A 12211-nucleotide genomic window follows, 5' to 3' on the forward strand; every position below is an offset into this window, starting at 1 on the left:
GCTGACGCCGGTCCGCCGCTGCCGGGCAGGGAGGCACACCATGCCGCTGACGCCGGTCCGCCGCTGCCGGGCAGGGAGGCACACCATGCCGCTGACGCCGGTCCGCCGCTGCCGGGCAGGGAGGCACACCATGCCGCTGACCCGACCGCTCGCACGGCGCCCGCACCCCGACCGGTCCGCCCATGTACGCCGTGGGGGACCGGAGTTCGCATGTCACTGATCACGACCCTGGCCCGGCTGGAGGCCGTTCGGGACGGTCGTGCCCGCCCCAAGGCGACCGTGCGGCACCGTCATCTGTCCGCCCGACCGCTGGCGTTCGTCCCCCTGACCACCGCGGGCGAGTCCGGCGCGCCGCTGGGCGCCCTGGTCGGCACGGACCGCGACGCTCCGCAGCTGCTGGTCGTGCCCCAGCCGCGCGACCGCGACCTGCGGTTCGCGTTCCTCTCCGACCTGGCGGACGCCGTGCTGCCCTACATCGAGGCGTACGCGGACGGCGTCGAGACCGAGGAGCGCAAGGAGACCGACCCGGAGACGGGCAAAAGGGTCCCGGTCGAGGTCGAGTTGTGCACGGACGCCCCGCAACTCCTCGTCCCCAGCGCCGCCACCGTGGAGTTCGTACGGCTCCTGGGCCGGTCGACGCGGTTCCGCCGCACCGCGGAGCAGGACCCGGACACCCCCTACCCGGCGCCGCCGCGCGTGCCACTGCTCGGCCGCTGGCTGACGCACTACGGCGAACGGTCGCGCGTTCCCGGGTCCTCGCTGCTGCTCTCGATGACCGGAGTGCTGTCGCGCCACTGGGCGACCGGCCAGAGCGACCTGGAGGACCAGCACCTGGGCGCGCTCCTGGCCTGGATCGAACCGGAGCAGGGCGAGTCGGGCGCGGAGGCGGCGTTGCGCGCGGAGCTGGAGCGCGGCCCCGACGGGCTGTTGCGGTGCCCGCCCGCAGGACCCGCCACCGACCCCGTGTTCGACAACAAGCTGCTCGCCCCAGCGACGGTCCGCTACGACGCGGCACGCGCCTCGGACGCACCGAAGGCGGTCGCCCGCGCCGAGGAGGAGATCCGCGAACTTCTCCTCTCCCAGCTACGGCCGACGTGGGATGCCTTGTGGCGCGGCGTCGACCTGCTGTGCGCCCTCCCCGAAGGCGGCCATGTCGCCGACCGGTGGAAGCGGGACCGCTGGTCCTACACCGGCCACCGCGACCGCGTACGGGCGGGTGAACCTCCGCAGCCCAAGCGGGACGACGCGGTCACCGCCGCGCAGAAGCTGGCGGCGCGCGAGACGGCCCAGGCGCTGCTCGACGCGCAGGAGGCTCTGGACGACCCGTTGGTGATGGCCGGACGGCGGATGGCGGGCGAGGCGTTCGCCGGTGAGGTGACCGATGTGGTGATGGCGTACAGCGAGACGAAGGTGCCACGGCCGCGCCCGCTCGTCACGATCCGCACCGGTGACCGGCCTCATCTGGCCGAGTCCGTGAAGGTCCATCGCGCGCTGGCGGACGGTAGGACCCAGACCGCCACGTTCGTGGGCCACGAGCCGGACGGCGGCCTGGTGGTGCGTCTGACGGGCGGAATGGGGCGCGGCAAGGCCCCCGAGCCGGGTTCGGTGCCGGAGCCGGGAGACCACGTGTGCTGGACGGTGTTCGAGCACGCGCCGCGCGGGGGCCCGGAGTTGCCCGATCCGGAGAGCACACCGTGGACGCACGGTGGCCCGCCTGCGGCCGCGACGGCCGACAGCCCCGACCCCGTCACCTCGGAGGACTACCTGTGACGAGCACGCCGCCCACGTCCGTGCCTTCCGCCCCGGACCGCGACCACGCCTCCGCCGGGGAGGCGCGGCGGTGACGAATGCCACAGACCGCTCGGTCGACCCGGCTGCCGCCGCTGCCCGCGCCACCGAGGAGATCCTGCACGACACGCTGCACGGCAGGCAGCGCGGCGTGGTCGTGGACTCGCCGCCCGGCGCGGGGAAGTCGACGCTCGTCGTGCGGGCGGCGAGGGAACTGGCCGCCGCCGGGCGCCCGTTGATGATCGTCGCGCAGACGAACGCCCAAGTGGACGACCTCGCCGACCGGCTGGCGACCGCCGAACCGGACCTCCCGGTGGGGAGGCTGCACAGCAGCGAGCCGCACCCGTACGACCCGGTTCTCGACGAACACCCCTCGGTCGTCACGTCCTCGAAGGCCGCCGAGCTGTCGGGGCTGGAGATCGTCATCTCCACCGCGGCCAAGTGGGCGCACACCAAGGGCATCGAGCCGTGGCCGCATGCGATCGTCGACGAGGCGTACCAGATGCGCTCCGACGCACTGCTCGCGGTGGCGAGTCTGTTCGAGCGGGCGCTGTTCGTGGGCGATCCGGGCCAGCTCGACCCGTTCAGCGTGGTGGGCGCCGAGCAGTGGGCGGGCCTGTCGTACGACCCGTCGGCCAGCGCCGTGACCACCCTGCTCGCCCACAACCCGGACCTGCCGCAGCACCGCCTGCCGGTCTCCTGGCGGCTGCCCGCCTCGGCAGCGCCGCTGGTCTCGGCCGCCTTCTATCCGTACACGCCGTTCCGCAGCGGCACGGACCACGGCGACCGGCGGCTGTCGTTCGGCGTCGCATCGGGCGGGTCGGCGGCGGACCTCGTGCTGGACGAGGCGGCCGAGTCGGGATGGGGCCTGCTGGAGCTCCCCGCCCGGCGCACCCCGCGCACGGACCCCGAGGCGGTACGGGCGGTGGCCACGGTGGTGCGGCGTCTGCTGGACCGCGGCGGGGCGGCGGTCAGCGAGCGCGCCGAGGAGCCCGTACCGCTGACCGCGGGCCGGATCGCGGTCGGCACCGCACACCGCGACCAGGCGACGGCCGTACGGGCCGCGCTCGGCGAACTGGGCGTCTCGGGCGTCGCGGTGGACACGGCGAACCGGCTCCAGGGACGGGAGTTCGATGTGACGGTCGTGCTGCATCCGCTCTCGGGACGGCCGGACGCCACGGCCTTCCATCTGGAGACCGGACGGCTGTGCGTGCTGGCCTCGCGCCACCGGCACGCGTGCATCGTGGTGTGCCGGGCCGGGGTGAGCGATCTGCTCGACGAGCACCCGTCCACGGACCCGGTGCAGCTCGGGGTGACGGTGAAGTTCCCGGACGGCTGGGAGGCGAACCACGCGGTGCTCTCGCACCTCGCCGAGCACCGGGTGCCGTGGCGGGGGCCGGGGTGACGGCATCGACGGGGGCAGGGACGGCCGTATCGAGGAACGGCCGTATCGAGGGATGGCCGTATCGAGGGCGAGCCGTATCGAGGGATGGCCGTACCGAGGAATGCCCGTATCGAGGGCGGGCCGTACCGAGGGGTGCCCGTATCGAGGGCGGGCCGTACCGAGGGGTGCCCGTATCGAGGGCGGGCCGTATCGAGGAATGCCGGCATCGAGGAATGCCCGCATCGAGGGATGCCGTATCGAGGGATGGCCGTCGGGGGGCCGCAGTGGCGGTCTCGACCATGCTGGCCAGCGGGCCGTGCGGGCCCGGGCCAGGGGCGTGGCCCGGGCCGCGGCACCCGACCGGACGCCCTCGTTCCGGTGGGGACTTGCCAGGCGCGGGACAATGAAGGCGGACCCGGGCCCGCAGGGCGAGGGCAGAGCAAGCGTGGCAGCGAACGAAGCGATCGGCGCCCCGGCCGGACCGGGCGGCGTCGGAGAACGTCGGAGGTAGGTCCATGTCGGAGCCGCGGCCGGCGCATCATCAGGCGGACGACCCGCAGCGGCGGCTGCGTCCTGCGGCGCTGATCTTCGAACCCCCGGAGTCCCTGGAGGACGAGGAGCACTTCTTCGACCTCGAGTCGATGGAGGATCCCGGGGAGCTGCTGGCCAGGGCCACGGAGCTGGCGGTGGCGTTCCAGGAGGCCGCGGACCGCGCGACGGAGTTCCAGGCCATTGCGGCAGCCCAGCTTGCCGACCCCAAGCGGTTCGACAGCATTTCCCCGGCGGTGATCGCGGAGCGCGCCGACTGGAGCGAGGACTACGCCCGGAAGATGATCGAGTTCGGCCGCGAACTGCTGGAGGGCGGCCCGGCGACCGAGTAGCCCGGCGGACAAGGCTCGTACGGGCCGGAAGCCGTCGCGTCCCGGGTGGCCGTCGCGTCCCGGGTGGGCATGCCCTGGGAGACGGGGTGAAGCGGCCGGGCCGCCTCCCGGATGGGACGCCTCCCTGGCAGGCCGGTCGGGGCCCGCCCCGTGAGGCCGCGCACAGTACGCCATCGGAGCCTGTCGTATCCGGGTTTCCGGTAAATCCGGAAACAGAGCGCGCCTTGCGCGTAGGTGTATATGCCATGAGCGATTGGCAGCGGAACCTCCGGCACGTCGGCACCGACCAGCGCCTCGATGTCTTCGCGGCGGTCCGCGGCGAGTCCAGGGGCCGGGCAGGGGACGGGGTCCACGACCGGGCACAGAGCCGCGACGGAGACGGGGTCCACGACCGGGCACAGAGCCGCGACGGGGACGGGGTCCACGACCGGGCACAGAGCCGCGACGGGGACGGGGTCCACGACCGGGTCCTGGGCCATCGTGTGGCCGGGATCCACGGCGAGGCCGGGGTCCGGTGCGGGGCCGCGACCCACGGCGGGGCCGGGGCCCATGACGAGGCCGGGACGCACGCCGGGAGCGGCGGGACCGCCGGTCCGGAGCCCGCTCCGGATGGCATGGCCGCCCGGGTCACCGCCGCCGGAGCCGAATGGCTCGCTTCGGCGAGTTCGTACCCCCGCAGCACGCTCGCGCTCTGGGCCACCCGGCCCACCGCCCCGGTGGTGTTGCCCTGCGGCTCCGTCTTCGATGTGATCAATGTGCCCGCGGTCTTCGGCCGCCGGATGCTGAGCCGGCTGTGGTCCGACGGCCGCGGCTCCGGGCCGGTGGCGGCTCACCGCGGCCGGATGCTGATGTTCGCCGCGCCGGGCACCGCTCATCGGCTCCCGGCCCTGCTCGGCTGGGTGGGCGATCCGCCGACGAAGCCGGGAGGCGAGTGGGGCGAGACGGTGCCGCCGCTGCTGTGCCACAGCACCGGCGACGCGGTGACCGTACCGCCGCTGAGTCCGCCCTCTTCCACCGAGACGGACGGCTCGCGCTGGCTTGTCGCGCCGGAGGTACGGCACCCGTGGCTGCCGGGCACCGAGGTGCTGCTTTGGGCCTGCGTCCAGGCCGGCCGAAGCGCGGTACTGGTGTCCGGCTGAGGCTCCCCCATCGGGACCGGAGACCCAGGTCAGGCCCGCGCGCGGGCGGGTTTCGGGCCGGGTTCGGACCCCTGCCGCGCCCGGCTCGTGCCCCTGTACTTATCGATTTTCTTTCCGCAGGATCCGGATGCTAGTGTCTTCCCCGTCGGGCGCCGCTAGCTCAGTTGGTTAGAGCAGCTGACTCTTAATCAGCGGGTCCGGGGTTCGAGTCCCTGGCGGCGCACACATACGGTCCTAACCGTTGACCTGGGCTTTCTCCTTCGCGAGAGAGCCCTTCGTCATGTTCTGCGGGAGCCCGCGGGACCGGTCTGCGCGGGACGGCCCGCCGACCGCCCCGGTCCTCACGGCAGGGTGGTCCGCACCGTCCAGCGGCCGGACTCATCGGTGCCGAGCACCTCGACCGCCACCCCGCTGGCGCGGTCGGTCAGCCGCTCCCCCACATGCAGTGGCGCGTCGGCCAGCGGCGGATAGACGGAGGCGGCCGGACAGGCCGAGGAGCCCGGGTGTCCGTCGAGGATTTCCACCGGACCGCCACCGGAGGCGATGGCGCTGCGCACCCGGTAGACGAGTACACCCTCGGTACAGGTCTCGCTGTCGTTGCCCTGCGCCTCGCGGGCCTCCACGGCGATCGCGGTCGAGCTGCCCGTACGGATCACGACCATGCGCTTGCCACCCTCGGCCGCGCCACGGCTCGACGGGGCGGCGAGCGGATCCAGGCTGTGCACATGCGTACCGCCGTGATCGACGCAGCCGATCTGGTCCCGGCTCAGCCACCCCAGCTTCCACTTGTGCCAGCCGATCGGTTCCGGCGCCAGCCCGAACTGGCTGCCCATGAGGTCCCAGTCGCCGACATACGTGTCCCAGTCACTCTTGCCGTCCCTGGGCCGGTGATAGAGATCGGGCAGATCGAATACATGCCCGGTCTCATGGGCGAGGACGTTCCGGTCGGGTGGATGCTCCTCGAAAACGGTGACGACCCGGCGCACATCGGTGCCGTCCGCGCGCAGCGGCTGGTCGAAGTTGACGACCTTGGTGGCGTCGGAGTCCACGCCGGGCGCATCGGGGTCGGCGACGAGATACACAACGTCGTAGCGGCGGAAGTCCACGTGGGGATCGGCGGCGGCGACGGCGTCGCGCAGATAGGCGGAGCGCCGGCCCGGATCCCAGTCGCGCTTTATCCCGTACGAGGTCGACGACCGCGGCATCCGCACCCAGGAGCGCATGGGGTCGGCGTGCAGGCGGAACCGGCCGTAGGAGGCGCGCTCGAAGAAGCGGGAGGTGTCGGGGAAGTAGTCGGCGGCCAGCTCGGCGGGTTCGACCTGGGGCTCCGAGTCCGGGAAGGACAGGAAGACCATGACGGCGTCGAGGCGCCGCACCGGGCGCGGATACGCGGCGTTCCAGGTGTCGGTGCCCTCGGAGTGGTGGTCGTCGGTGCGCTCCAGAGCGCAGGGCCCGGCGGGGCTGACGGCGGAGGCAGGACCCGCGACGAGCGACGTGGCGATGACCGCAGTCAGGGAGGTGAACGCGGCGGCGAGGCTGCGCAATCGCGACCGGTCCACTCGCCCGGGTGTCTGCGGACGCGGCACGTCGACCTCCCGGAACGGAATCGGGACACCTCATCCACCTTGCGGGGATTTGTCCACCGGTGCCCTGTTCCGCTGACCTGGTCGAGTGAGCTGCGCGAGCATGTTCATACATAACAGAAAGTCATCACCGGTCCGGGAGATGCAGAGCCGCTCAGAAGGCGCGCAGAAACGATCGTCCACTCGTCACCGCCGTACGGACCCACGGGCCCGTTACTGGAACGGCCGTTGCGCGAACCTCTATGATCGGCACATTTCCAGCGCGGATTCCTCCATGGGCGGCCGTTCGCCAACGGCCGGACCACAACTGCGAATCTGTACGTGACGAGTGCTCTGCGGGAGCGACCGGTGAGCGAATCCCCCGACGGACCGGGCCCTATGCCCCGCCGCATCCCGCCGACGGTCACCGACCGTAGTCAGGGACGGAGGCCCTCCGGTCCGGTCTCCACGGTGACCGGCAGCGGAGCCGCGACGGGGGCCAGCGGATCGGGGATCGGGACCGGCTCGGCGTTCTTGCCGGCGACCGGGACTGCGGCGGTGACCGGAGCGGGGGTCGGCGTGGTTGCGATGGGGGCGACCGGTGCCAGAGCCGGCCTGGCGGCCGGGATTGCCGACGGCGGCGGCACCGGAGCCGGATGCGCGACGGGTACCGCCCGGACGACGGGAACCATGGCCGCCTTCCTTACCGGGATGACGCGCGAGGCCGGGCCAGGGACAAGCACCGGCACGAGCGCCGCAACGGGTGCCGGTACGGGATTCGTGGCCCGGAGCGGCATCGCCCGCGGATACGGGACCGGGGCGATGGTGGGTGCCGGTACGGACCCGGGGCGAGGGACGTACCCGGGGCGAGGGGCGAACCCCGGGCGAGGAGCGATCGTCGGGAGAGGGGCGACCGGAGCCCGCCGAAGTGCCGCGATCCGTGACGCCGGACCGCGCGACCCACGTGCCCACGACATCCAGGCCGCCTTCAACGCCGCCCGGCTCGCGATGGCCGTGGTCGGCCGTGACGGCCGGGTGATCGCAGCCAACCGCGCGCTCGCGGCTCTTCTCGGCACCGACCCCGCCCGTCTCGCCGACGAGGCCGCCTCGGACCTCGTCGACCTGGGCCACGACTCCCGCGTCTGGACCGCCTACGGCGAGGTCCTGCGCGGTCGCGCCGAACCGCTGCACTGCACCCGGCCACTCAAGGGACCGGACGGCCAGTCGCTGTGGACCGAGGTCACCGTCGCTTCCCTCCCCGACCGCGGCAGGGCCCTACTGTCGGTGGCCGACATCACCGACCGGCGCGACCTTCAGGCGAGGCTGCGCCATCTGCAGATGCACGACCCGGTGACCCGGCTGCCCAACCGGGCCCTCTTCTTCGAGCGGCTGGCGGCGGCCCTGGGCCCCGAGGCGCATGCCCGCGGCGGTACCGGCCGGATCGGTCTCTGCTATCTGGACCTCGACGGCTTCAAGGCGATCAACGACACGCTGGGGCACCGGGTCGGCGACGAGTTGCTGAGGGCGGTGGCCCAGCGGCTCGTCCAGTGCGCGGACCAGGCCGGGTACGGCAGGCGCGGGGGCCACCTGGTCGCACGGCTCGGCGGCGACGAGTTCGCCGTGCTCGTCGAGGACTCCACCGGCACGGAACAGGTGTCGGCGCTCGCGGGTTCCGTCCTGACCACGCTGCAGCAGCCGTTCGACCTGGCCGGTCAGCGGCTGTCGGTGTCGGCCAGCATCGGCGTGGTGGAACGGGTGGTCGCAGGAACGAGTGCGACCGCGCTGATGCAGGCCGCGGACACCACGCTGTACTGGGCGAAGTCCGACGGGAAGGCCCGCTGGACGCTCTTCGACCCCGAGCGCAACGCCCACATGATGACGCGCCAGGCCTTGTCCAGCATGCTGCGGCCGGCCGTGGAGCGGGGGGAGTTCACGCTCGAATACCAGCCACTGGTCGGGCTCGGCGACGGGGCGGTTCGGGGTGTCGAGGCACTGGTCCGGTGGCGGCACCCGCAGTTCGGCACGCTGGCGCCGAATCGGTTCATCGGTCTGGCGGAGGAGGATGGCTCGATCGTCGAACTCGGCCGGTGGGTCCTGGAGACGGCCTGCCGCCAGGCGCGGCGCTGGCAGCTCGAGCACGCGGACGCGCCACCGGTCTTCGTCAGCGTCAACGTGGCCGTACGGCAGGTGTGGGACTCGGACCTCGTCGCGGACGTCGCCGGGATCCTGGAGGAGACCGGGCTGCCGCCGGAGCTCTTGCAACTCGAATTGACCGAATCGGCTGTCATGGGCTCCGCGGGGCGACCCCTGCAGGCCCTCCAGGCACTGAGCGACATGGGTGTCTCGATCGCGATCGACGACTTCGGGACCGGCTACTCGAATCTCGCCTACCTCAGCCGGCTACCGGTGTCCGTACTGAAACTCGACGGCTCCTTCGTTCGCGGCTTCCAGGACGAGGCGCACCCCAACCCGGCGGACGAGACGATCGTCGAAGCGATGGTGCAGCTCGCGCACCGGCTCGGTCTCACCGTGATCGCGGAGTGCGTGGAAAGCGCCGACCAGGCCGAACGCCTGCGGCGCATCGGCTGCGACACCGGCCAGGGCTGGTTCTACTCCCGGCCGGTGCCGCCGGAGTGCATTCCGGCGCTGCTCGGCGGGGCGTGAGTCCGGCCGGGCGGCACCGAACCCTCAGCCCACCGACGAGTCCGGCAACCCGTAGGCCCCGGCTATCAGCTCGTACGAGCGGAGACGGGCCGCCGGGGTGTGCACATTCGTCGTGATCATGAGCTCGTCGGCACCGGTGCGCTTGGCCAGGGCGTCCAGGCCGTAGCGCACCTCCTCCGCCGCGCCGTGGACGACGTTGGCCAGCCAGCCGTCGGCGAACTCCCGCTCCAGCGGGCTCCATTCGTAGGCCTCGGCTTCCTCCGGCGACGGGATCAGCCCCGGGCGCCCGGTCCTCAGCCGCACCATCGACAGGGCACCCGTCAGCGCCTGACGCCGGGCCTCCCTCTCGTCGTCCGCGGCGAGCACGGAGACACCGATGAGTGCATACGGTTCGCTGAGCACCTCCGAGGCCCGGAACGACTCGCGGTACAGGTCGAGGGCCGGAAGCGTGTTGGCAGCGGAGAAGTGGTGGGCGAAGGCGAAGGGCAGGCCGAGCCGACCGGCGAGCTGTGCGCTGAAGCCGCTGGAGCCGAGCAGCCACACCGGCGGCCGCGCGGGCGACTGCACCCCGCCGGGAGCCGTTGCCTGAACGGGCCCAGGCACGGCGTGGATGCGGCGGTAGGGGTGCCCGTCCGGGAAGTCGTCGTCCAGGAACCGGATCAACTCGGCGAGCTGCTGCGGAAACTCATCGGCCCCCTCTCCCCACGCCTCTCCGACCTCGGCCCCGCGCCGGTCCGCGCGGCGAAGCGCGGCCGCCGTGGCCCCGTCCGTGCCGGGGGCCCGGCCCAGCCCGAGGTCGATCCGGCCGGGAGCCAAGGCCTCCAGCGTCCCGAACTGCTCGGCGATCACCAGCGGAGCGTGGTTGGGCAGCATGACTCCGCCGGAGCCCAGCCGGATGCGGTCGGTGTGGGCGGCGAGGTGGGCGAGGATCACGGCCGGAGATGAACTGGCGACACCGGGCATGGAGTGGTGCTCGGCGACCCAGAAGCGGTGGAAGCCGAACAGCTCCGCGGCCCGGGCCAGCTCGACGCTGGTCCGCAGCGCGTCGGTGGCCGTCAGTCCGGTGCCGACAGTCGCCAGGTCGAGTACGGACAGCGGAACCGGGGCGGTGCCGGGGGCCGTGCCTCGGATGGTTGCATGCGGTATGCCCATGCTGCCTGCCCTCTCTGGTCGTTCTGCTGACACCCACCGACAACCGGAGAGCGACTCCGGTTCATTCCCGGGAGTCGTGTGACATGGCTCCGCCGGTCCGGCTCACGCCTCGACTCCTCTGTTCATCCGGGCCCTCCTCCCCGTCCCCCTGGGCACTGCCCCCGTTCGCGTCCGATGCGCTGCCGCCCACACCATTCGCCGGCCCCGCTCCTTCCCTCCCCGGCGGTCAGCCGACGCAGCCACGCGCGGCAGCCCGACGCAGCAGGGTCTCGACCGCCCGACCACTCGGCCCGTCATTCGCCCAAACGCCCGGCCCCTCGTACCGCCCGACCACTCGGCACCTCACCGCCCAACCGTCCGATCGCTCGCCGATGACGGCTCCGGTAGGACACCTGCGGCTTTCGCCCGGCCCAGCCCGGTGCGGGCCTGGCCCAGCCCGGTGCGGGTGAGTGACACCGGGCAGGGCAGGGGATGGTCGCGGCGGTCAGCCCTTGGTGAAGAGCGTGCCGAGGTTCGGGCGGGAGACCGTGCGGTCCAGGAGGCGGAGTCCCTCCCAGACCGTGACCTGGTTGGCGGTCAGCACCGGCTTGCCGAGCTGCGCCTCGAGGTCGACCAGATAGGCAGCGGTGTGCAGGGCCGTGTCCGGGAGCAGAACGACCTGAGCGTCGGGGTGGTCACCCGCGCGGGCAAGCTCCAGCACCTCTTCCTGTCCCCAGGTGCCGACCTCGGCCGCGGTGATGATGCCGCTGCCGCGCATCGCGACCACCTCCGCACCCGCGGCCTTGAGGAAGGCCGTGAAGTGCTCGGCAACGTCCTCCGGATAGGTGGCTGCGATCGCGACCCGTTCGGCCCCCAGCGCCTGGATGGCGTGGGCGAAGGCGAAGGACGTGCTCGAGGCGGGGAGCGCGGCCGTCTCCGACAGCTCGCGCACCTGCTCACGTGCACCCTCCCAGCCGAAGACGAAGCTCGCGCTCGTGCACGCCCAGACCACGGCCTGCGCACCGCGCGACTTCAGCTCCTGGACCCCCGCCGCGAGCCGGGCCGCCGATCCCATCTCGAGGAGAGCGTCGACGCGGTGGGCGTCCTCCCCGATATCCGTGTGGATCAGAGGCAGCCGGACGCCGGCGGCCAGCATCTCCTCGATCCGCGGATAGTCGTCCTCCGCGGAATATCCGGGGTACAGGAATCCCACGGCGGGCCCTGTCGTCGCGTGCGTCATCTCCACCTCCGCGTCGTGCGTGTGTCTGTGATCCGTGTCTGCGAACTGTGTCTGCGAACCGTGTCCGGGTCTGTATCTGTTCATGGTGCGGTCTCTGTCCGACGCTCACCGCGGCGGCACCCCCGCCCCGTCGCGCTGCCCAACTGCTTTCAATACACCGGTCGAGGTCGCGAGGTTCCACCTCCGGCCTCCCCTGACCGAGTGAACCCGACCGTGTCGTCGGCCCTGCCGCCCCGGCCGCCCGCTCCGCGGCTCCCGCGGCTCCCGCAGCTCCCGCGGCTCCCGCGGTCCCGCCGCGCCCGTAAGCCCGTACGCTCGCGGGCACCGGACAGAGGCAGCCACCACCCCGAGCACCCGGCGCCGCACGTTCGTAACGCCTGGCTCGTGGCCCGTGCCCGTGCACCCCAGCGCCATGTGGTGCA

At 72.7% G+C, this 12211-nt stretch carries 9 protein-coding genes and 1 tRNA gene; 6 read left to right on the top strand and 4 right to left on the bottom strand.

The window, feature by feature from the left end; genetic code table 11:
* Positions 1 to 210: 210 nt before the first annotated feature.
* From AB0M26_RS22765 to AB0M26_RS22785, 5 genes are all read left to right on the top strand, one after another.
* Complete coding sequence (locus tag AB0M26_RS22765; RefSeq protein WP_365263649.1) at positions 211 to 1770, top strand: hypothetical protein; 1560 nt, start codon at positions 211 to 213, stop codon at positions 1768 to 1770.
* A 70-nt stretch (positions 1771 to 1840) separates the two neighbouring features.
* On the top strand, positions 1841 to 3193 hold the full coding sequence (locus tag AB0M26_RS22770; RefSeq protein WP_365263650.1) for an AAA domain-containing protein: 1353 nt from the start codon (positions 1841 to 1843) through the stop codon (positions 3191 to 3193).
* Between the two features lie 494 nt (positions 3194 to 3687).
* Entirely contained in the window at positions 3688 to 4053 is a 366-nt protein-coding gene (locus AB0M26_RS22775; protein ID WP_365263651.1) for a hypothetical protein, read from the top strand.
* Positions 4054 to 4667: 614 nt separating this feature from the next.
* Positions 4668 to 5192, top strand: coding sequence for a bifunctional DNA primase/polymerase (locus AB0M26_RS22780; RefSeq protein WP_365263685.1), 525 nt, complete (start codon positions 4668 to 4670; stop codon positions 5190 to 5192).
* 149 nt (positions 5193 to 5341) lie between these two features.
* Positions 5342 to 5415: transfer RNA gene (locus AB0M26_RS22785), tRNA-Lys, on the top strand.
* A gap of 118 nt (positions 5416 to 5533) precedes the next feature.
* Here AB0M26_RS22785 and AB0M26_RS22790 read toward each other — a convergent pair.
* Positions 5534 to 6778, bottom strand: coding sequence for a M6 family metalloprotease domain-containing protein (locus AB0M26_RS22790; protein WP_365263652.1), 1245 nt, complete (start codon positions 6776 to 6778; stop codon positions 5534 to 5536).
* 413 nt (positions 6779 to 7191) lie between these two features.
* A complete protein-coding gene (locus AB0M26_RS22795; protein WP_365263653.1) occupies positions 7192 to 7446 on the bottom strand; it encodes a hypothetical protein in 255 nt (84 codons plus the stop codon).
* Between AB0M26_RS22795 and AB0M26_RS22800 the strand changes: the two genes are divergently transcribed.
* On the top strand, positions 7445 to 9418 hold the full coding sequence (locus tag AB0M26_RS22800; RefSeq protein WP_365263654.1) for an EAL domain-containing protein: 1974 nt from the start codon (positions 7445 to 7447) through the stop codon (positions 9416 to 9418). The genes AB0M26_RS22795 and AB0M26_RS22800 overlap by 2 nt on opposite strands.
* Before the next feature lie 24 nt (positions 9419 to 9442).
* On the opposite strand, the gene AB0M26_RS22805 is transcribed toward AB0M26_RS22800, so the two are convergent.
* Together AB0M26_RS22805 and AB0M26_RS22810 are read right to left on the bottom strand one after the other, a co-directional pair.
* Positions 9443 to 10570, bottom strand: a complete 1128-nt coding sequence (locus tag AB0M26_RS22805) for an LLM class flavin-dependent oxidoreductase (RefSeq protein ID WP_365263655.1) — start codon at positions 10568 to 10570, stop codon at positions 9443 to 9445.
* Positions 10571 to 11054: 484 nt separating this feature from the next.
* Positions 11055 to 11789, bottom strand: coding sequence for a decarboxylase (locus AB0M26_RS22810; protein WP_365263656.1), 735 nt, complete (start codon positions 11787 to 11789; stop codon positions 11055 to 11057).
* Between the last annotated feature and the right edge of the window lie 422 nt (positions 11790 to 12211).

Origin of the sequence: Streptomyces sp. NPDC051776, assembly GCF_040681345.1 — a bacterium.
Taxonomy (GTDB): domain Bacteria; phylum Actinomycetota; class Actinomycetes; order Streptomycetales; family Streptomycetaceae; genus Streptomyces.

What these genes read in the sequence shown, in the direction of transcription:
- AB0M26_RS22780 (WP_365263685.1), top strand. Translation starts at nt 4,668, where the DNA reads ATGGCCGCCCGGGTCACCGCCGCCGGAGCCGAATGGCTCGCTTCGGCG.
- AB0M26_RS22795 (WP_365263653.1), bottom strand. Translation starts at nt 7,446, where the DNA reads ATGGTTCCCGTCGTCCGGGCGGTACCCGTCGCGCATCCGGCTCCGGTG.
- AB0M26_RS22775 (WP_365263651.1), top strand. Translation starts at nt 3,688, where the DNA reads ATGTCGGAGCCGCGGCCGGCGCATCATCAGGCGGACGACCCGCAGCGG.
- AB0M26_RS22810 (WP_365263656.1), bottom strand. Translation starts at nt 11,789, where the DNA reads ATGACGCACGCGACGACAGGGCCCGCCGTGGGATTCCTGTACCCCGGA.
- AB0M26_RS22805 (WP_365263655.1), bottom strand. Translation starts at nt 10,570, where the DNA reads ATGGGCATACCGCATGCAACCATCCGAGGCACGGCCCCCGGCACCGCC.
- AB0M26_RS22800 (WP_365263654.1), top strand. Translation starts at nt 7,445, where the DNA reads ATGGCCGCCTTCCTTACCGGGATGACGCGCGAGGCCGGGCCAGGGACA.
- AB0M26_RS22765 (WP_365263649.1), top strand. Translation starts at nt 211, where the DNA reads ATGTCACTGATCACGACCCTGGCCCGGCTGGAGGCCGTTCGGGACGGT.